This window comes from Aminobacter carboxidus (assembly GCF_014863355.1).
Lineage (GTDB): Bacteria > Pseudomonadota > Alphaproteobacteria > Rhizobiales > Rhizobiaceae > Aminobacter > Aminobacter carboxidus.
This window is the reverse complement of the sequence record NZ_JACZEP010000005.1, coordinates 201,249-220,185: the sequence shown is the minus strand read 5'-3', so window position 1 is coordinate 220,185 and position 18,937 is coordinate 201,249. Positions and strand designations below refer to the sequence as shown.

Annotated in this window: 18 protein-coding genes and 1 pseudogene; 2 read left to right on the top strand and 17 right to left on the bottom strand. The window is 61.8% G+C overall.

The window, feature by feature from the left end; genetic code table 11:
- Window positions 1–11 precede the first annotated feature (11 nt).
- The 4 genes from IHE39_RS17565 to speB form a co-directional block, all read right to left on the bottom strand.
- Window positions 12–1,475 carry a purine-cytosine permease family protein gene (locus tag IHE39_RS17565; protein ID WP_192567384.1) on the bottom strand — a complete coding sequence of 488 codons (1,464 nt, stop codon included), beginning with the start codon at window positions 1,473–1,475 and terminating at the stop codon, window positions 12–14.
- A gap of 1 nt (window position 1,476) precedes the next feature.
- The gene (locus tag IHE39_RS17560; RefSeq protein WP_192567383.1) at window positions 1,477–1,644 is read right to left on the bottom strand and encodes a hypothetical protein; all 168 of its coding nucleotides are present in this window, start codon (window positions 1,642–1,644) and stop codon (window positions 1,477–1,479) included.
- A 125-nt stretch (window positions 1,645–1,769) separates the two neighbouring features.
- Window positions 1,770–3,278: an aldehyde dehydrogenase family protein gene (locus IHE39_RS17555; protein ID WP_192567382.1), complete on the bottom strand. Its 1,509-nt coding sequence runs from the start codon at window positions 3,276–3,278 to the stop codon at window positions 1,770–1,772.
- Window positions 3,279–3,306: 28 nt separating this feature from the next.
- Complete coding sequence (gene speB / locus IHE39_RS17550) at window positions 3,307–4,278, bottom strand: agmatinase (RefSeq protein ID WP_184771743.1); 972 nt, start codon at window positions 4,276–4,278, stop codon at window positions 3,307–3,309.
- A gap of 90 nt (window positions 4,279–4,368) precedes the next feature.
- On the opposite strand from speB, the gene IHE39_RS17545 reads away from it, so the two are divergent.
- Entirely contained in the window at window positions 4,369–5,301 is a 933-nt protein-coding gene (locus IHE39_RS17545; protein WP_192567381.1) for a LysR family transcriptional regulator, read from the top strand.
- A gap of 163 nt (window positions 5,302–5,464) precedes the next feature.
- Here IHE39_RS17545 and IHE39_RS17540 read toward each other — a convergent pair whose 3' ends face one another.
- Window positions 5,465–5,770, bottom strand: coding sequence for a polysaccharide deacetylase family protein (locus IHE39_RS17540; RefSeq protein WP_192567380.1), 306 nt, complete (start codon window positions 5,768–5,770; stop codon window positions 5,465–5,467).
- A gap of 162 nt (window positions 5,771–5,932) precedes the next feature.
- Window positions 5,933–6,157 (bottom strand): annotated as a pseudogene (locus IHE39_RS17535) (arginase family protein); the annotation flags it as partial.
- Between the two features lie 130 nt (window positions 6,158–6,287).
- Between IHE39_RS17535 and IHE39_RS17530 the strand changes: the two are divergent.
- A complete protein-coding gene (locus tag IHE39_RS17530) occupies window positions 6,288–7,820 on the top strand; it encodes a Fic family protein (RefSeq protein WP_192567379.1) in 1,533 nt (510 codons plus the stop codon).
- A 716-nt stretch (window positions 7,821–8,536) separates the two neighbouring features.
- On the opposite strand, the gene IHE39_RS30965 is transcribed toward IHE39_RS17530, so the two are convergent.
- From IHE39_RS30965 to IHE39_RS17485, 11 genes are all read right to left on the bottom strand, one after another.
- Window positions 8,537–8,665, bottom strand: coding sequence for a hypothetical protein (locus IHE39_RS30965; protein ID WP_281399375.1), 129 nt, complete (start codon window positions 8,663–8,665; stop codon window positions 8,537–8,539).
- The gene (gene ccoS / locus IHE39_RS17525; RefSeq protein ID WP_192567378.1) at window positions 8,662–8,895 is read right to left on the bottom strand and encodes a cbb3-type cytochrome oxidase assembly protein CcoS; all 234 of its coding nucleotides are present in this window, start codon (window positions 8,893–8,895) and stop codon (window positions 8,662–8,664) included. The genes IHE39_RS30965 and ccoS overlap by 4 nt, the downstream gene beginning before the upstream one ends.
- Entirely contained in the window at window positions 8,892–11,150 is a 2,259-nt protein-coding gene (locus IHE39_RS17520) for a heavy metal translocating P-type ATPase (protein ID WP_192567377.1), read from the bottom strand. The genes ccoS and IHE39_RS17520 overlap by 4 nt, the downstream gene beginning before the upstream one ends.
- Window positions 11,151–11,154: 4 nt before the next feature.
- Window positions 11,155–11,973 carry a DUF2189 domain-containing protein gene (locus tag IHE39_RS17515; protein ID WP_192567376.1) on the bottom strand — a complete coding sequence of 273 codons (819 nt, stop codon included), beginning with the start codon at window positions 11,971–11,973 and terminating at the stop codon, window positions 11,155–11,157.
- A 12-nt stretch (window positions 11,974–11,985) separates the two neighbouring features.
- Window positions 11,986–12,168 (bottom strand): hypothetical protein, encoded by a 183-nt coding sequence (locus IHE39_RS30705; RefSeq protein ID WP_246485533.1) that lies wholly within the window; start codon window positions 12,166–12,168, stop codon window positions 11,986–11,988.
- An 8-nt stretch (window positions 12,169–12,176) separates the two neighbouring features.
- Complete coding sequence (gene ccoP / locus IHE39_RS17510; protein ID WP_192567375.1) at window positions 12,177–13,058, bottom strand: cytochrome-c oxidase, cbb3-type subunit III; 882 nt, start codon at window positions 13,056–13,058, stop codon at window positions 12,177–12,179.
- Window positions 13,049–13,219 (bottom strand): cbb3-type cytochrome oxidase subunit 3, encoded by a 171-nt coding sequence (locus IHE39_RS17505; RefSeq protein ID WP_192567374.1) that lies wholly within the window; start codon window positions 13,217–13,219, stop codon window positions 13,049–13,051. Before IHE39_RS17505 ends, ccoP begins: the two co-directional genes overlap by 10 nt.
- A gap of 13 nt (window positions 13,220–13,232) precedes the next feature.
- The gene (ccoO, locus tag IHE39_RS17500) at window positions 13,233–13,985 is read right to left on the bottom strand and encodes a cytochrome-c oxidase, cbb3-type subunit II (RefSeq protein ID WP_192567373.1); all 753 of its coding nucleotides are present in this window, start codon (window positions 13,983–13,985) and stop codon (window positions 13,233–13,235) included.
- A gap of 3 nt (window positions 13,986–13,988) precedes the next feature.
- Window positions 13,989–15,629: a cytochrome-c oxidase, cbb3-type subunit I gene (ccoN, locus tag IHE39_RS17495; RefSeq protein WP_192567517.1), complete on the bottom strand. Its 1,641-nt coding sequence runs from the start codon at window positions 15,627–15,629 to the stop codon at window positions 13,989–13,991.
- Window positions 15,630–16,041: 412 nt separating this feature from the next.
- Window positions 16,042–17,517 carry a copper-containing nitrite reductase gene (nirK, locus tag IHE39_RS17490; protein WP_246485532.1) on the bottom strand — a complete coding sequence of 492 codons (1,476 nt, stop codon included), beginning with the start codon at window positions 17,515–17,517 and terminating at the stop codon, window positions 16,042–16,044.
- A gap of 115 nt (window positions 17,518–17,632) precedes the next feature.
- On the bottom strand, window positions 17,633–18,913 hold the full coding sequence (locus tag IHE39_RS17485; RefSeq protein WP_192567371.1) for an NnrS family protein: 1,281 nt from the start codon (window positions 18,911–18,913) through the stop codon (window positions 17,633–17,635).
- Window positions 18,914–18,937: the final 24 nt, after the last annotated feature.

The window sequence follows — 18,937 nt, the reverse complement described above, 5'->3', positions numbered from 1 at the left end:
TGTTCCCGAGGTTACGGATACTGGCCCCAGCCGCGCCCGCGAGCGAACAGCCGGGTCAGCACGTAGTGGACCGCGCCCGCCGCGACACAGGCGGGAAGCGAGGCGGTGAGGTATTTGAATGCCGGCAGGCTCGCGAGCGTCTGCGGGTTGAAGACGGCGACATAGACGATGCAGCCGACGGCGAGCGCGAAGAGCCCGATGGGGTTGAAGCCACCCCAGAAGCGGTAGGGACCATTTTCCTGCGGGCCGTGCAGGCTGCGCATGTCGAGCTTCTGGCCACGCAGGAAGAAGTAGTCGACGATGCCGATGCCGGCGAGTGCTGAATTGAGCGCCGAGGTCCAGACGAGGAAGATGAAGAACCCGTCGTACATCTGCGGATAGACGACCACGAGACCGAGCGGGATGAGGCAGAACAGGAAGAGTACGGTACCCCAAGAAATGGCGCGCACCGAGGCGGTGCCGACCTGCCTCAGGCCGACGATGGAGGTGTAGAGAATGTTCGCCATCGAGGTCATGTTGGCGAAGGCGACGAAGAGCAGAGCGATGATGCCGATGACGGGACCGGCAATCTTGGTCATCCAGATGGTCGGGTCGCTTTCCCCCAGCGCCACGGCCGCCAAGAGGCCGACGATCTCGCCAAGTGCTGCGGCACCGAAGATGCCCAGAATGTTTGGCCAGAAGGCGGTACGCTCGTTCTTGGTAAGCCGTGCCAGGTTACCGATATAGGGCCACCAGGAGAAGCCGGCGGCGAGGTTCACCTCGACGGCGACGATGAAATTCAGCGTCTTGTCTTCGAAGGGCGGTGACAGTGCCGGCATCGCCAGGAGTTCGCCGAAGGAATGATGGCTGAGGATGAGATAGAGCATCACCACCATCAGGATCACCAGGGCTGGCGAGACGACCATATTGAAGAACTTGATCGAGGTCGGCCCGCGGGCGACGATGAACCAGGTGACGAGGATGGCACCGACAGCGGCGATGATCATCTTGATGCCGGTGGGGTTGGCGGCCTCCCCCGCACTTAGTGCCATCAGGCCGTCGATCGATCGGCCGAACATCATGGCGAGCACGGCAAGCCAGCCCATGGTGAGCACCACCACGGCCAGCACGTAGACGACGCGGCTGCCGTTGTAGCCAAACTGGCTGCGCAGCGCGACGAACTGCTCGACGCCGTAGCGGCCGGACATGGTGGTGGTGGCGAGCGCCGTCAGCACCACACCGACGATGTTGCCTATCACGATGGCGGCGATGCCCTCCTTCGGTCCGACGAACAGGCCGATGGCACCGCCGATCAGGAACGCCCAGGTAGCAATGGCAAGTGCTGAATTGGCATAGGTGAATTCCCAGAAACCCCACAGCCGCTCGGAAGGCAGCAATGGCGCGTCGCCGCGTTCGGCAGCGGCACGGTGGCGGGCAGCTTCTTCGTGTTCGGCTTCGATAGTAACGAGCGTGCCATGCGCGATGTGATCGGTCATCTCACGCCCCCCAGAACCAGAAGGCGACGACGAGCACAAGCGTCAGGGCGGTCACAGCGGCATAGTCGAGCGCGCCCATGGTGCCCTCGAAGCGGCCACGGGCCTCGATGTCTTCATAAATGCGGGCGCGGCGCGCCAGTTCGTTTTGCCAGGCGGTATCGTTTTCCATGGTCGTTCCCCTTGTCGCGCCGCGCCTTAATGCGTCTTTCCGCGACGATACGCGGCTCCATCAGCCGCCAATCTTCAAAGCCGGCCGCCCACACGCGGCGGCCGGAGGATTGTGTTTTCTGCCGCTCAGGGCAGCGTGATCCAGACAGCCTTCGTTTCCATGAGGTAATCCAGTTGCTCCGGCCCCAGGTCCTTGCCGAAGCCCGATGCCTTGAAGCCGCCGAACGGCATGGCAGGATCGATGGTGCTGTGGGCGTTGACGTAGATCGAGCCGGCATGCAGGCGCGGAACAAGCCCATGCACTCGGGACAGGTCGTTCGAGTAGATGGCGGCGGCCAAGCCAAAGGGAGAGTCGTTCGCCAGCGCGACCGCGTCGTCCAGTTCGTCGAAGGCGTCGGTCACCAGAACCGGGCCGAAGATCTCCTCGCGAACGATGCTCATTTCGGGTTTGCAGCGGGCGAAGATGGCGGGCTCGATGAAATGGCCCGGCCGGTCGAGGCTCTTGCCCCCATGGATCAGCTCGGCGCCTTCGCGGCGACCGGCCTCGATATATCCGGAGACCACCTTCTTCTGCTGCGCCGACACCAGGGGGCCGATGTAGCAGTCGCGGTCCAGCCCGGGCGCGATCTTCAGGGTACGGGTGACGGCTACAAGTTCGTCGAGGAATGCGTCATGGACCGACCGTTGGACATAGACGCGTGTACCGGCATCGCAGACCTGGCCTGAATTGAAGAATACGCCATTGACCACCGCACGCGCGGCACTTGCCAGATCGGCGTCCTCGAGCACGAGGACGGGGGATTTGCCGCCCAGTTCAAGCGTAACATGCTTGAGATTTCCAACCGCCGTGCGACCGACCTCCTGCCCGACAGGCGTCGAGCCGGTGAATGTGACCTTGTCGATGCCGGGATGGGTCGACATGGCCGCGCCGATCACGCTGCCCCGGCCCGTCACGATGTTGACCACGCCGTCCGGAATGCCGGCCTCCTGCACCAGTTCCGCGAACCGCAGCGTGGAAAGCGAGGTCAATTCGCCCGGCTTGACGATTGTGGTGCAGCCAACCGCAAGGGCTGCGGCGAGCTTCCAGGCCATCGTCTGGAGCGGGAAGTTCCACGGCACGATGGCCGCGACCACGCCCAAGGGCTCCTTGCGGGTATAGGCCAGGTAGTTGCCGGGCAGCGATGGCTCGACAGTGCGTCCATGCAACTTGGAGGCCCAGCCGGCAAAATAGCGGAAGGTGTCGATCGTGCCTTGAATATCGACCTCGCGGGCGAAGGTCACCGACTTGCCCATGTCGATGGCTTCGATCTCCGCCAGTTCGTCGGCATGAGCCTCGATCAGGTCGGCGAGGCGATGGATCAGGCGTTCGCGCTCGAGCGGCTTGAGGCGGCGCCAGGCGCCTCCGTCGAACTGGCGGCGGGCGGCCTTGACGGCGCGGTCGAGATCCTCGGTCGTGGCCGATGGCACGCGGCTGACCAAGCCTGCCGTGGAGGGTTCGTAGACGTCGAAACTTGCGCCATCGCCACTTTCAACCCAGGCCCCGTCGATGAACATCTTCTGGGGTTTTGCCAGAAAGCGCCGGGTCGCATCGCTGACGTCATAGTGATCGAGATAGTTGCGAACGTTTTCGTCCATGTCTCCTCCTCCTCGCAGGCCTGCGGCCTCACGTTGCCTTTGCATGCATGACGCGGCCGATCAGGTTCATCAGTACCTGCGCCGCCAGAATGGATGTGGAGCCGGAATGGTCGTAGTCAGGCGCAACCTCGACGAGATCGATACCGACGACCGTGCCGCGCTTGGTGAGCGCGCTAAGGATTTCCAGCACCTCATAATAGATGAAGCCGCCATGCGATGGCGTGCCCGTGCCCGGAGCGATCGACGGATCGAAACCGTCAATGTCGATCGTCACGTAGTAGCGTGCGCCGGCAGGCACGCGCTCGGCCACCGCCTGGGTGCCGAGTGCCCGGATCTGGCGCACCGACAGGATGTCGGAGCCCATCTTGCGGGCATCCTCGTAGCCTTCCTTCGCCGTAGACGACACGTTGCGGATACCAAGTTGCGACAGGCCGCTGACATAGGGCTTTTCCGCCGCCCGGCGCATCGGATTGCCGTGGCCGTAGCGCACGCCATGGCGCTCGTCGACGAAGTCGAGATGGGCGTCGATCTGCACGATGTGGATCGGCCCATTCTTCGCGCAGTCCTCCGCAAAGGCGTTGATACAGGGGATGTTGACGGAATGGTCGCCACCCAGCACCACAGGTAGAGCGCCGGCGGCAAGGATCTTGCGAACGCCAAATTCGATGTTGGCGTGGCTCTTCATAGTGTCGGTGTGGACGATGTCGGCATCGCCGATATCGACGATGGAGACCGCACCGCTCGGCAAATAGGTGACGTCGTCCTCGTGGTCATAGGCGCCGCCGTGGCCGAACGAAAAGAGCGTCGAAGCCTCGCGGATCGACCGCGGCCCGAAGCGGGTTCCGGCACGCCATTGCGTGCCGCAGTCGAAGGGCGCGCCGAGGATCGCCACGTCGGCGTCGATGGCATCCCAATCCGGCTGGTAGGGATATTTGCCGAAGGTGCAGATGCCGACGAACGGCAGGTTCAGCCGTCCGGTCTCATAAGAATTGCTGGCCATGTTTCTCCTCCACGGTGGAAGGAGTGTGCCAAAGGCTGATACGTGTAAAAGTATCTATGATTGCATGTTCACTTGTGCATTAATCAATGTATGATCAACAAGGTTCGCCACCGCGTCCTCAATCTGTCGCTGGGAGACGCGGAGCTCAGGCTCCTGCGGGTGTTCGCCTCGGTGGTGCAGCATGGCGGCTTCTCCGCCGCGCAATCGGCGCTTGGCATGACGCAGGCAACGATCTCCACCCATATGCGCCATCTGGAAGAACGTCTCGGCCTGCGCCTGTGCAGCCGTGGACGCAGCGGCTTCCTGCTCACTGATGAGGGACGGCTCGTCTATGAGTCGGCGCTGGAACTCTTCGGTTCGCTGGAAAAGTTCCAAAGTCGCATCGGCGAGGCGCAAGGCGAACTGACCGGCAATCTCAGCTTCGGCACCGTCGACGCCATGATCACCAACCGCGATCTGGACTTGCAGGGCGCCCTCGCGGCCTTCCACGGCCAGGCCCCGCGCGTGCATCTGGAGATCGACGTCGCCGCACCGCAGGTGCTGCATCAGGGCCTGCTGAATGGCACCTATCAGATCGTGCTCATGCCCTCGGTCGGCAGCGTCACGCCGCATTTCCGCAGCCAGCCGGTGTTTTCCGAGATGCAGAAGCTCTATTGCGCCGATGGGCATCCGCTCTTTGCGACACCCGATGCCGACCTCAGCGACGACCTTCTGGAGGCGCAATCCTTCGCCGGCCGCACCTACATGCTGAACGAGACGATCTGCGGCGCGAACTTCACCTGGGCGGCCGCGACACCGCATATGGAGGGAACGCTGCTGCTGCTGCTTTCCGGCGCCTATATCGGCTTCCTGCCTGATCACTATGCGGACGAATGGGTGCGCAACGGCCGCCTGCGGCTGCTCGCCCCCGAGCGCATGACTTTCGAAGACATGTTCCACATCGCCTATCCGCGCAACAAACCATCTCGCGCGGCCGAAACCCTGGCAAAGGCCATTACCAAAAGCGTGCGCAGGCCGCTTTGAGGTTCTGCCGGCCTCGGCAACGGCTGTGGGTCCAACTTTTCAGAGTCGCTGCCACAATCCCGCTGCGCAACCACGTAGCCGATGCCGCGTGAGATCATGCTCGCCCTCCCCGGTTCGATGTTCGAAATTGACGTTCAAGGCACGACCCGCCGATCGAGCGGGTTCAGCCAAACTTTGATACGGGTCTGACAAGTCCATCATATTGGGGTATGGCGACGCGACGTGGGCTGTAGCTTCCTTCCCGCGTCACCTTGGCCACATGCGCCGCTATCTCTTCCATGGGAGCGAACCAGACGTTTCCGCGGGCCAATACCTCTTCCAGGAACTCGGCTACCACATGCCACCTTGCCAACCTGCCGGTGGGGAAGGGATGCACCACGGGCACCCAAAGCCCGCCATAGAGATAGGCTGCCTCGAACTCCTGGCGGAAGATCTCGAAGCCGGCGCGCGGGGCGCGGACCGGCATCATGTAGTCCAGGTCCAAGGACTGGACGAATTATGGCCAGTCATCGAGCCCCCAATGAGAAGGCAGCTCCACAAGCTCGCCCTTGGGCGTGGTCAAGATATAGGGCACGTCATCGCCCATCAGCGATGCGTCATAAAGAAAGCTGATGAGCGGCGAGATCGACTCATCGATGCATGGGATGTTGATCGAATGGTCGCCGCCCAGGACGACGGGGAGTGCGCCCGCCGCCAGGATTTTCTGCACCCCATGCTTGATATTGGCGTGGCTCTTGACCGTATCGGTGTGGATGATGTCGGCGTCGCCAATGTCGACGATGCGGACATCACCGCCGAGATAGGTGGCATCGTCCTCGTGATCGTATGCCCCGGCGTGACCAAATGAAAACAGGGTTTCGTAGCGGTGATAGTCGGAACCGTCGTTTACGGCAGTAGACCAGATTTCAGGTAATGTTGTAGAAAGTTATCAATTTTCATGAAATAGTCCGATTGGGCGTGTCATTCATAGATCGGTATCGAAATTCATGGAAATTGGACAACGAAAGCCATTTTCAGAGGCGGTAAACGCCTTTCACGGGCGCCCACTGCCCGAAGCGGCCATTCCGGTCGGTTACGCCGCATTGATTGACGCCTTCGAGTTGGGGGTACCAATCCCGCTCCACCTGGCCGCGATCGGTCCGCGGCACAAGGTCTACGAGGCTGACGGATGGAAGCTCTATACGCCACGCCACCGGCCAGCCCCCAGTGTCAGCGGTCATCTCACCTTTGCACTTCGCTATGAAGGGCTCGACCTTGCCGTTCTCAAGGCGCTGTTTTTTGCCACGGGGCCCGAGCCGATTGCGGCCCTGATACGTGCAGCTCCAACTGGCTCCTACGCACGGCGGATCTGGTTCCTGTACGAATGGCTGCTCGATACTCGGCTCGATCTGCCTGACGCGACGCTCGGAAGCTATGCACTTGTCCTCGACCCCGACCAGCAATGGGCAATCAAGGCGACGACATCGTCACGCCATCGCGTGAAAAACAATCTGCCTGGTACGCCCGCATACTGCCCGCTGATCTTTCGCACGCCGGCGCTGGAGCGGTTTGTCGCACGCAATCTCAGTGACCAAGCACGGCATCTCGTGGCCGACCTGCCCGCAGACCTCCTTGCCCGCACTGCGGCGTTTCTGCTGCTCAAGGATTCGCGATCGAGCTTCCAGATCGAGGGCGAGGATCCGCCCCAGGAGCGCATTCAGCGCTGGGGGCACGCGATTGGCGAGGCGGGCCGTCGCCCGATCGACCGCGCCGAATTGGAGCGCTTGCAGGGCATCGTCATCGGAGACGCACGTTTCGTACATCTCGGATTGAGAGATCAGGGCGGGTTTGTTGGCGAACACGATCGTCAGAACGGTACACCCATTCCCGATCACATCAGCGCACGACATCAGGATCTACCTGCTCTGATCGACGGCCTGACGGCTTTTGATCGTGGCGCCGCGCGGGATCTCGATCCGGTTCTTGCCGCGGCCGTTCTCGCATTCGGCTTCGTCTACATCCATCCGTTCGAGGATGGAAACGGCCGGCTCCACCGCTACCTTATGCATCATGTTTTGGCCGAACGCGGCTTCAACCCACCCGGTCTTGTCTTCCCCGTATCGGCCGTCATTCTTGATAGGATCGACGACTACCGGCGCGTGTTGGAAACCTATTCACGTCGTCTTTTACCGCTCATCCGCTGGCGCCCCACTGACCGGGGTAACGTCGCGGTCCTCAACGAGACGGCGGACTTCTATCGTTATTTCGATGCGACGCCCCAGGCAGAGTTCCTGTTCGAATGCGTCGCGCGCGCAATCGATGTCGACTTACCTTCTGAGACCGCGTTCCTTCGGAGGTACGATAGTTTCAAGGCACAGGTGAAAGGAATGGTCGACATGCCGGACCGGGTACTCGACCTGCTGTACCGGTTCTTGCGACAGAACGGGGGCAAGCTGTCGAAGCGGGCGCGCGAAAATGAGTTCGCCGCCCTTACCGACGATGAAGCTGTGCGGATCGAGGCAATCTACGCAGACGTCTAACAGCCGTGTTTGCGCTTGCACCGACGTTTTGAAGACTAACCTTCGCAGCCGCCAAATCGCTCGCCGAGACAAACATCGCCGCCTTTTCGCCCGCGAAAAAAGCTAGGTCCAACCCTTGCCTTGTTTCGGAAGATGCCGGATCACGTCGAATGTTGTCGACTTAGACAGCCGCCTATGGATCAGCAGTATGCCCGGGGGATTATGCAATCGCGGCTGGCCCGGCATCAAGGGTCGCAGTCACGATTGCTCCATCTGCATGCTTTGCACTAAGGGCCGCACTCGCCAGAGCGTTCGCGAAACGTCGTGTAAGGGGCCGTGTATGGACGGCTCTCCGTTGGCAAGGGGTTCCTTGGAGCATTCTGCAGTTGCTGGTTGGTGCGGCCATGTATCCGACCTGCAAGTGCGGCCTTTCATCTGCCGCTGGCCATAATGCCATTCGCGCGGCTCAGGTCCCGATCGAAAGCTCGCACTCGAAGTGCGGCCCCAGTGGGTTCTCCTGATCCGCCCTTTCCAACCTCGTCAGCGATCGCTCGCCCTGTCTCGTTCTATGCGATGACCGGCTCCCTGTACCGCTCGCCGTTCGTCATCAGTGCCCAGACCATCCGGGCGGTGTTGGTGCCGATGGCTGTCAGGATGGTGAGAAAAGTAGCTGGAGTTTTGGCGCAGTCCGAGGATTGTCTTCTCCAATCGCTACGATTGTGTCCTTCCCACAAACATCAAAGATGCGACAGCATCGTCGCCAGATTGATCGCGAGCACCCCCAAGGCTACAGCCACGACCACGGCGCCCAACGCGAATGCCAAAGCCGAAACCCAGTCAACGGGCCAATCGGTTTTTGAAGTCATGCGCGCTCCCTTCGGTGTTGTCCATCGAGTTTCGGGCGTGCGCCTTGCACCGCCGTGGGTCCTTTAGCATTGCTGGACGCGGGGTAGTCCGAACCATGGTTCAGAAGCACCCTTTCGGCCGCGCCGTCGAGGTCTTCCAGTTGACCGCTGTTCATGGACCACAAAAAGGCGGCTAGACCGACAAGGCCCATTCCCAGCGCGATCGGCACGAGCCAGACGAGATAGCTCATGCAGCCTCCATCAATTCCGCCTGAGGCCGGGACTCGATGTCGATGCGCCGCGTGTTCCGGTGCGAATTGAGACGCATCGCGTTTGCGACGACAAGGATCGATGATGTCGACATGGCGACCGCGGCCATCAGCGGAGTGACGTAGCCAAGTACCGCGACAGGAACGACAAGCACGTTGTAGACGACCGCCAGGCCAAGGTTCTGCCTGACCAGCCGTGCGGCGGCCTTGGCTATACCTATTGCCTGAGGCACGGCCTCCAGACTCGTGCGCAGGAAAACGAGGTCCGCGGAACTGCGACCGACATCGGCCGCAGACGAAGGGGCCATCGAAACATGAGCGGCGGCGAGAGCGGGAGCATCGTTCAGGCCGTCGCCCACCATCAGAACACTGTAACCTGCCAAGTTGAGTTCTTCGAGACGAGCGACCTTTTCGGCAGGAACCATGCCGTGCTGCGTCGTCCCGATCCCCAGAGCTTTGGCGACCCTTTGAACTTCGGCGGCGCGGTCTCCTGAGATGATTTCCGTCGGCATTCTCCACCCCGAAAGCGTCCGAACCGCGGAGACCGCCCCAATGCGGATTTGATCGCTGGTGGCGAACCAGCCTATGTTCCGGCCGTCTTTCGACAGCCATGCCGAGGTATTTGCCTCGATCGACGCCGAGCCTTCCTCAGCCCATCCCGCCCTGCCTAGCCTGTACAAGGACCCGTTGACGCGACCTTCGACGCCGAGGCCTGCGACCTCCCGGAAATCGCGGACGCCGGGGGGGAGGCCGGTCGGGCAGAGTTGAGCGACCGCGCGCGATACTGGATGGCGGGAGAGCGCTGCGAGCGCGGCTGCAGCCTGGATGTCGTTGGAGGACACATCGTAGCCGATCACCCGCGCAACGCCTGTCGTCAGCGTTCCCGTCTTGTCGAAGGCCACCGCGTCAACCTCGGCAAGCCGTTCCAATGCGCTGCCGTCTTTGAGTGTGATTCCGAGGTCGAATAGTCGGCGTGCTGCCACGACCTGGACCATCGGCACGGCCAATCCAAGCGCGCAGGGACAGGTGATGATGAGGACGGAAATTGCCACCGTCACGGAAAGGTGCCAATCGCCCGTCAGCAGGAGCCAGCCTCCACAGGTCGCGAGCGCAAGGAGATGAATGACGGGTGAATAGAGCGCTGCTGCACGATCCGCAATTCGGCGATAGCGTGCACGGCCCTCCTCCGCCGCCTCCATCAGCCGCACCATGTCGGCCAGAAAAGAGTCCTTTGCGCATCGGTCCGCACGGACAGCGAAGGAGCCGTCGATGCTCATCGTGCCCGACAGGACGGCCGTTCCAGTCGATGCGCTCGCGAGCGCGGATTCCCCATTCACCGCCGACTGGTCGAGGGTGCCTTCGCCAGAGATGACAGTTCCATCGACCGGAATGCGGTCACCTGGGGCCACCAGCACAAGATCTCCGGGCGCAATCTCGGCGACGTCGCGAAACTCGCGGCTGCCGTCGGCCGCGACCACGGTTGCTCCCCGTGGCATCATCCGGGCAAGGCCGGTCACAGCATCGCGCGCCTTGCTGCGCATCGCATGGTCCAGGGTCCGTCCGGCCAGTAGGAAGAAGATCAGCGAGGTGACTGCGTCGAAATAGGCATGCGGTCCGCCGACGAAGGCATCGTAGAGGCTTAGCCCGAGGGCCAGAAGGATTCCGACCGAGATCGGCAGGTCCATGCTGGAGGTACGCTTCATCAACGATCGCCACGCTGACGAGAAAAAGATGCGTCCCGAATAGGCGACGGCGGGAACGGCGAGCAGCGCCGAGATCAAGTGAAACGCGTAGCGCGTTTCGGCATCGGCCCCGGACCAGACGGACACCGAGAGCATCATGATGTTCGTCGTGGCGAAGCCCGCGACCGCGGTCGCGCGCAGCAGGCGCGACATCTCCGGATCGCGGCCGGTCTCCGCGACGTCACCGAGCGTGGCCTCGTAGCCGATGGCCGCCAGTGTTTGGATCATCGGAGGGAGCGGGGCATCGGCGCGCCATTTGACCGAGACGCGCCTGGACGTCAGGTTGAGGCGGACGGAGACGACACCGTCAAGTTGTTGCAGCGCTCCCTCGATCGAGGCGATGCACGCCGCGCACCTCGCCTGCGGAACCGAGAAATCAGTCTGGAAGATACCGTTTCCGAGATTGCGACTGGCCATCGCGATCTCGCTTGCCGGGATCTCGGGGCCGGGCGCAAGCAGCAGTCCCGCCTCGGCCCCTGGCGCGCAGCAACTCATCGTCCTAGTCCGCAGTCTGGGCCATGGCCCTGTACGAGTGCCAGGTCGCGTGTCCAAGCAGCGGAAAGATGACGATCATCCCGACGAGCCCCGTCGCGACGCAAACGGCGAAGAGAACGAGCACCATCGCCCCCCATGCCACCATGGGTCCGATATTGTTCCAGACCAGCTTCATGCTCGTGCCCATCGCCGTCAGCGCGTCGATGCGACGGTCCAGAAGCATCGGCACGGAGAAGACGCTGACGGCGAATGCGAACGCCGCGAACAGCCCTCCGACAGCCGTTCCCACAATCAGCATCGTCCATCCATAAGGGGTTCCGAAGAGCATGCCTGCGATGTGCTGCAGGCCCGGGAACGCGATCATTCCGAAGAACAGCGCGTAAAGCAGCACCGCTGCGCGCATCCACAGCATCATGAGCAGGCACAGAAGCACGCCCGTGAAGAAGACCTGCGGGCCCGCGCGGGGCCGGACCATCAACATTTCCGCCAGGCTAGTCGACCGCCCTTCCTCGATCGCCTTGCTCTTCTCGTAAAGCCCGATGGCAAGGAACGGGGCCACGATCATGAATCCGGCCAGAGCGGGAAACAGGATGTAGTCGCGGCCGAAGGCCACGAGTGTCCATATGAATGCAACGGAGAGAACGAACACGCCCAAACCGTAGGCGATGCTGGACGCGGGCCGTCTCCAGAGGTCGCGCCATCCGACCGACAGCCAGCGGAGTCCTTCGAGCAGCGGCAGTCCGCGGTTCAGACGCGGGTCACGCGTTTCCCGGATGTCGGAGGTCTCGCTGAGAAGCCAGTACGACTTGTCGCTCTCGCTCATGCTCTCTCTCCCTCAGCACGCCGACTTGGCGGCGCGGTAGCCAGGTCCGTCGCTTGCGGCCTTGGAGTGCGCGACGCAGTCCGGCTGCGACTGTATCGCCACGTATACGAGATGGGCGTTGGCTCCTGCGAACAACAGCAGCCCCGCGGGCACAAGCAACCAGGCCAGCCATGTGCGCCTTATGAACGTGGACATGGGCGCGTTCATGGCTGCCGCGTCCCCAGATCGTGGACATAGAGCGAGAGCATCCGGATTTCCGCGCCCGTCAGCCGCTCATCCCAGGTCGGCATATGGCCCTGCCGTCCGCTGTGGACAGAAGTGATGATCGTCTGCATGTCGCCGCCGTAAACCCAGTAGGCGTCGGTGAGATTAGGCGCGCCAACATCGCGGTTGCCCTTCGCGTCCTCGCCGTGGCAGGCGGCGCATGTTGTCGCGAACACCTCCTGTCCTGAGGTTATCCGTTTAAGGGTCTCCGGCGTGGAATAATCGGGGTTGGTCAGCGAATAGACATAGGCGGCCACGCTCCGGACCTGGTCGCGTTCGAGCATCCCGTCTCGCCCGAAGGAAGGCATCTGCGCAATGCGGCTGTCTGGATGCTGCGTGTTAATGCCGACGCGCATCGTCTGCTCGATCAGCTCGGGGCCGCCGCCCCACAGCCAGTCATCGTCGGTGAGATCGGGGTAGTTCGCGCGACCCCGGCCGTCGCTTCCGTGGCAGGCGGCGCAATTGTCGCCGAACAGCTGGCGGCCTGTGCTACGAACGATCTTCATAAGGCCCTCATCGGCGAGAATGGCGTCGTATCTCTCGCTCTCGATCCGCGACGTCCAGGCAGCTCTCTCGCTCTGGCTGTCGACGATCTGTTCCTCGACGATCTGCTTCTGGTCGAAGCCGAGCAGGCCCTTGGTGTATGTCGTCCCCAACGGCCAGGTGGGTGCGAAGAACCACCAAGCGATCGCCCAGATATGGGTGATGATCAGGAACAGCAGCACGCCGCGGGGCACCGGCGTGTCTAGCTCCTTGATGCCGTTCCATTCATGGCCGGTCGTCTCCCGGCCTGTAACCGGGTCGCGTTCGTTCACTTCCATGGCTTATCGTCCTGGTCGAGAATGCTCTTCTTGGCCCTGTCGAAGCGATTTTTGTTCGACGGCCAGAAGGCGTAAACGACTACGGCCAGAAAGAACGCGAAGAGGTACAGCAGGCCCCAGCTTTTGGAGAAGGCGACGAGCGTATCGTAGTCAAAATCCATCACCATGCTCCGCTCAGTTTGCCGGGTCCGGCGCTTTTTCGGGAGCTGCGGTGTCCTGGTATGCGGCGACGGTCAGTCGGCCGAGTATCTGGAGATAAGCCACCAGAGCATCCATCTCCGTCACCTGCGTTGTCACTCCGTCGAATGCGCGAACCTGCGTCGCCTCGCCGTAGCGTTCGGAGACCCCGGTCGCGAAGTCGCCATCCGGCATGGCTTGCCCGTAGGCGTCGCGTGCCGCGTTTTCGATCATCTCCTCGGTGTAGGGAACGCCAAGCGCACGCTGCGCCTCAAGATGACGCGGAAGGTCTTCCATCCTCAATGGAGTCCGGGCCAGCCAGGCGTAGGCGGGCATGTTCGATTCAGGCACGACGTCGCGGGGGTTGGAAAGGTGTGCGACGTGCCAAAAATCCGAGTACTTGCCGCCGACACGCGCAAGATCTGGTCCGGTGCGCTTGGACCCCCACAACATCGGGCGGTCGTACTGCGACTCCACGGCAAGCGAGTAGGGTCCGTACCGCTCCACTTCGTCGCGCAGCGTTCGAATCATCTGGCTGTGGCAGGCGTAGCAGCCTTCGCGGATGTAGATGTTGCGCCCGGCCAGCTCGAGCGGCGTGTAGACACGCATGTCGGGGGCTTCCTCGACCGTCCCGTCGATGGTGAAGAGAGGCGCGATCTCGACAATGCCGCCGACGCTTGCCGCCGCGATGATGGCGAGCACCAATCCGATGGCGGAACGTTCAAGCTTCCGATGGAGGAGTTCGGACATCCATCATTCTCCAGCAACTGAAGCGACGGAAACGACAGGGACGTCGCCAGATCGCGATGACGTGACGGGCTTGGCTCGGACGGTCATCCAGATGTTGTAACAGCAAACCACCGCACCGATCAGAAAGAGCAGTCCGCCGAAGGCCCGCGCGATGTAATATGGGTACATCGCCACCAGGGAGTCGACGAAGGAGTAGGCGAGCGTGCCTTCCTCGGTATAGGTCCGCCACATCAGCCCCTGAATGATGCCGGAGTTCCACATCGCGAAGACGTAGATCAGCGTCCCTGCCAGTGCGAGCCAGAAATGGACCTCGATCAGCCGGGCGGAGTACATCGCTTCGCGCTTCCAGAGAGCTGGGACGAGTGTGTAGAACGATCCGAAGGTGATCAGCGCCACCCAGCCGAGAGCGCCTGCATGCACGTGACCGACTGTCCAGTCGGTGTAGTGCGACAGGGAATTCACCGGACGGATCGCCATGAACGAGCCTTCGAACGTCGACAGGCCATAAAACACTGCCGCGACCATCATGAAGCGCAGCGTTGCGTCGTCGCGAACCTTATGCCAGGCGCCATTGAGCGTGAGCAGTGCGTTGCCCGCCGAAGCCCAGGACGGCACCAGCAGCATCACGGAGAAAGTCATGCCGAGGGTTTGCACCCAGTGCGGCAGCGCCGTGTAGTGCAGGTGATGGGAGCCTGCCCACATGTAGAAGAAGGTGATGCCCCAGAAGCTCAGGATCGACAGCCTGTAGGAGAAGATCGGCCGCTGCGCCCTGACTGGCAGGTAGTAGTAGAGCATTCCTAGGAAGCCGGCGGTGAGGAAGAACGCGACCGCGTTGTGTCCATACCACCACTGAACCATGGCGTCCTGGACGCCCGGCCAGACTGTGTAGCTTTTGGCGTGACCCCACGACACCGGAAGCGTCAGGTTGTTGACGATGTGCAGGATGGCGACGACCAGGATGAACGCCATGAAGTACCAGTTTGCGACGTAGATGTGTGGCTCTTTCCGCCGCGCGATCGTGCGTATGTAGAGAATGAAGTAGGTCACCCAGACCACGACCAGCCAGAGGTCGGCGTACCATTCAGGCTCCGCGTATTCCTTCGACTGGGTGATGCCCATGAAGTAGCCGGTGACGGCAAGAATGCAGAACAGGTTGAAACCAAATAGCACGAACCAGGGGCTCAACTGCCCGGCGAGACGCGCCCTGGAGGTCCGTTGCACGACGTGGAAGGACGTGGCGATCAGCGCGTTGCCGCCGAACCCGAAGATGACGCCAGTCGTATGAGTGGGCCGAAGGCGCCCGAAGCTCGACCATGCTGCATCGAAGGCGAGGTCAGGCCAAGCAAGTTGGGAAGCCACCCAGACGCCCATGAGCATCCCGAAAACCGCCCATCCCATCGAGAGAACAATGCCGATCTTGATTGGGTCGTCGTAATACGACGCCTCGCGTTCTTCCGTAGGCGCTGGGGCATAGAAGGAGGACAGGACGACATAAAGCAGTCCGCCCGAAAACAACATGACGATCACACCGTGCACTCCGAGCGGATCCGTCCGTCCCAGCGCGGCCATAGAGAGTCCCACCATCGCTACAATGAGCAGGATCACTACAGCAGACTGACGTTCGCCCGAAGTAAGCTGACCAATCATGTCTTCTCCCTCTCTTACCGAAGTGTGGCCGATATTCCCAAGATGTCCAGCAACTTGGCGAGGCCGGCCCGGTTTCGGAAACGATTGATGGACTTATACAATCGAGATCGAAAAAAACGCCTCGGTCGCTATGCATACCGAGATCGCGAGCTGGAGGCGACTTCGGAAACGCGACACCGGCTTTCTTGGCGGATCGCGAGATAGCTCAGCATGCGCTGTGCGTGGTCGGGCCATACCGCCGCCATTTTCGGCCGTCTTTCCCTTGCTAGGCTGCCTTGGGTCCAATCGATCGGCCCCTTTCGTCGAGGCAGTCGATCAGATGCAAGACGTCTCGATCGATGGCACCGAGCAGACTGAACAAGTCGAAGCCCCCATCAAGGACTTCTCCTGAATGGGGGCTTCGGGTCTGCTATTTGCCGGGCTCTTCCGCCGGACCCGAATGCATGATCTCGTCATCCTCCGGTCCGTCGACGATCAGGTAACCGGCAAGTCCACGCTCGGCGCGCGAGAGCGCGTGATCGACCAGCACATAGTGGCCGCCGCGATCAATCTTGAAGTCGACGATCGTTGCACCACCGGGGGGCACGGTCACGGTCTGTATCCCGTGCAGCGGCGGCGAGATGATACTGCCCATTGAGTAGACACTGTCGAAAATCTCGCCGATCACGTGGAACGAGGAGGTGAAGTTCGGGCCGCCGACGCCGAAGAAGATGCGCACCGTTTCCCCGGCGCTGGCGTAGAGCGGATGGGTTTTGGTCAGTGAGCCGACCGCCCCGTTGAACAGGAAGTATTCCGGGCGCTCCGAAATCAGCTTATCGTAGTCCATCTCCATTTCGCCCTGCGTGCCGAAAGGCTCGACCGTATATAGCTCGCCCTGCATGACGTAGAATTCGCGATCGACCTGCGGCAGACCTCCCTCCGGCTCGACAAGGATCAGGCCATACATTCCACTGGTGATGTGGTGCGCCACGCTTGGCGTTGCGCAGTGATAGACATAGATACCGGGCTTCAGGGCCTTGAAAGTCACGACGGTTTCATTGCCTGGGTCGGTTTGCGTGGCGTGCGCGCCGCCGCCAGGTCCGGTCGCGGCATGGAAATCGACGGAATGCGCCATCACGCTGTCGGCTGCGTTTTTCAGATGAACCTCGACTGTATCGCCGACCCGCACCCTGACGAATGGACCAGGGATTTTTGAGCCGAAAGTCCAGTATGTGTAGGTCGTGCCGTCATCCAGTTTGCCGACCAGTTCGACCGTTTCCAGATCGACCTTGACGACTTTCGGCGCGCGCTGTCCGATTGGACCTGGCAAATCGGCAGGATCACGAACCACGTCGGCGGCATCCGAAGCCATCGCCTCGCGCGGCCCTGCCATCACCTGGATCAGTCCTTCCATACCCGCCTGACGGTGCCCGGCGATAGAGCAGAAATAGGCGAACTCGCCAACCTTGCCGGCAGTGAAGGAAAAAGTCGACGAGGCATTCTTTCCAACCACGATCGAGGATCGCGCGCCGTACTGGTCGATCACAACATCATGCTCGGCGCCTTCGCCGTTGATCAGGTTGATCTGCACCAGTTCGCCCTCATGCACCATGAGGGTGGGATTAACCTGACCGTTTATATCGCCGCCCACGCCGATATAGACCATGCGCCCGGTGGCGATCCCGGTTTTGAGCGTGAAGGTCGTCGGATTGTGATAGCTGACCGATGCGGCGGCTCCAGCGGCGCTGGCATCGGGCGCTGCCTGTTCGGCCACCGGCGTGGCCGGCTCGGTTTGCGCCTGCGCTGTGTCTGTCGCCGCCGCTCCGTGCTGGTGTGTTTGAGCCAATGCCGGAGCGTGGAAGAGCAACGACATGACAGTGGCAATAGCGGCGAGCCATCCCGCCATTCGAGTCCCGTGGGGCCGACGAGCCCTAAGACCTGGCCCTGAATTCGATCGCGTTCCGTCTTTGTCGAGCATGGCACACTCCATTGTTGCCTCGCATCAGATGCTTGGGCAGAACTTAAATCATCCAGGCAGCGCGCTCATTGCGCAAACGCAAGCGATCCGCAGGCGTGTCCGCGGTGCTCACTGCTTGGATTTTGGCACCAGAAGTCGGTGGCGCGACCCTTGAACCCCGCAGCAGGAGCATACCTCCATAAAGCACGGCGAAGCCGAGAAACGCTGCCACCCACGCGCACGCCGCCAGATGGATCAGCCAGTCTCCCGGAACACCCAACGCTTGGGCGATCCGGGCCGCTGCAGCGACGAGGATCGCGACGAATACGAAGCACCCCGCCTTTCCGGCGCGCAGCTGCCGTCCGGTGTGGCCAAGGGTGGCACGAACCATGACTGCCAGCGTCATCGTTCCGATGGCACCCACGCCGAAAGCGTGGATTCCGGCCGCCGGCGCAACCGTTCCAGGCATTAGGTTCGGCAAGGCAGCAAGCAGCATCCCCAACGGCACGAAGGCGTAGGCGACGTGCAGGATGAGCACGAGTGGATCACCAGACGTGCGATCGCCGGCCCAGCGCGAAAGCCGGAAGGCGTTCAAGGCAGCGGAGACAAGCAGCGCCAGCCCCGTCTCGGTTCTCTCCGGCAGCAAGGACCACAGTGCAAGCGCCAGAGCGGAAGTGACGATGGTCGCCGCGTCGAAGCGCCCGAACGGCGCCGGCAGACGTCCCGGGTTCTCACGTACCAGCCAGTTGCGGGTGAAACTTGGGATGATGCGTCCGCCGATGATCGTGATCAGCACAACTGCCGCGCCGATGCCGAGCCTGCGCCCGATATCGGAGATATCTTCAAAATGAGCTTCAGCGTGGAAAATCATGTTGGCCGCCAGCAGGACGAGAACGGGAGCCAGCACCTTCAGATTGCGCCAGTTGCGGCCAGCGACGATTTCGGTTGCGGCGGCGCCGGCTACCGCCAGCAGGAACGCGCAGTCGATCACCGCTGCTGCAAGCCAGCCTGTTTCAGCCGAGAAAAAAACGGCTGCCCGTCCGGCAAACCACAGCAAGACCAGCGCGAGAAGCGGCAATCCCTGAACCGGAAGGCGGCCGGTCCAGTTGGGAATGGCCGTCAGCAGGAACCCGGTGACGATCGCTGCCGGATAGCCGAACAGCATCTCGTGAACATGCCAGTCTACCGGCGAAAAGACGCTCGATGTTTCAAGGTGGCCATAAAGAAGCGGCAGCCAGAAGAGAATGGTCAGGCCGGCATAAAGCGATCCGAGCAGGAAGAAAGGCCGGAAGCCATAGGAGAGGATCGACGGATAATTGCCCGGCCTGGTACGGGGAACGGCCATGCTGCTCATTTCATGAAAAACCGA

Bases quoted from the DNA above. Each gene is read 5' to 3' on its own strand.
- ccoS (WP_192567378.1), bottom strand. From the start codon at position 8,895: ATGAGCTATCTCGTCTGGCTCGTGCCGATCGCGCTGGGAATGGGCCTT.
- IHE39_RS17560 (WP_192567383.1), bottom strand. From the start codon at position 1,644: ATGGAAAACGATACCGCCTGGCAAAACGAACTGGCGCGCCGCGCCCGC.
- IHE39_RS17515 (WP_192567376.1), bottom strand. From the start codon at position 11,973: ATGAGCGAGAGCGACAAGTCGTACTGGCTTCTCAGCGAGACCTCCGAC.
- ccoO (WP_192567373.1), bottom strand. From the start codon at position 13,985: ATGTCCGAACTCCTCCATCGGAAGCTTGAACGTTCCGCCATCGGATTG.
- nirK (WP_246485532.1), bottom strand. From the start codon at position 17,517: ATGGCGGGATGGCTCGCCGCTATTGCCACTGTCATGTCGTTGCTCTTC.
- speB (WP_184771743.1), bottom strand. From the start codon at position 4,278: ATGGCCAGCAATTCTTATGAGACCGGACGGCTGAACCTGCCGTTCGTC.
- IHE39_RS17540 (WP_192567380.1), bottom strand. From the start codon at position 5,770: ATGATGCCGGTCCGCGCCCCGCGCGCCGGCTTCGAGATCTTCCGCCAG.
- IHE39_RS17505 (WP_192567374.1), bottom strand. From the start codon at position 13,219: ATGGATTTTGACTACGATACGCTCGTCGCCTTCTCCAAAAGCTGGGGC.
- IHE39_RS17530 (WP_192567379.1), top strand. From the start codon at position 6,288: ATGGAAATTGGACAACGAAAGCCATTTTCAGAGGCGGTAAACGCCTTT.
- IHE39_RS30705 (WP_246485533.1), bottom strand. From the start codon at position 12,168: ATGTCCACGTTCATAAGGCGCACATGGCTGGCCTGGTTGCTTGTGCCC.
- IHE39_RS17545 (WP_192567381.1), top strand. From the start codon at position 4,369: ATGATCAACAAGGTTCGCCACCGCGTCCTCAATCTGTCGCTGGGAGAC.
- ccoP (WP_192567375.1), bottom strand. From the start codon at position 13,058: ATGGAAGTGAACGAACGCGACCCGGTTACAGGCCGGGAGACGACCGGC.
- IHE39_RS30965 (WP_281399375.1), bottom strand. From the start codon at position 8,665: ATGACTTCAAAAACCGATTGGCCCGTTGACTGGGTTTCGGCTTTGGCA.
- IHE39_RS17520 (WP_192567377.1), bottom strand. From the start codon at position 11,150: ATGAGTTGCTGCGCGCCAGGGGCCGAGGCGGGACTGCTGCTTGCGCCC.
- IHE39_RS17565 (WP_192567384.1), bottom strand. From the start codon at position 1,475: ATGACCGATCACATCGCGCATGGCACGCTCGTTACTATCGAAGCCGAA.
- IHE39_RS17555 (WP_192567382.1), bottom strand. From the start codon at position 3,278: ATGGACGAAAACGTTCGCAACTATCTCGATCACTATGACGTCAGCGAT.
- IHE39_RS17485 (WP_192567371.1), bottom strand. From the start codon at position 18,913: ATGGCCGTTCCCCGTACCAGGCCGGGCAATTATCCGTCGATCCTCTCC.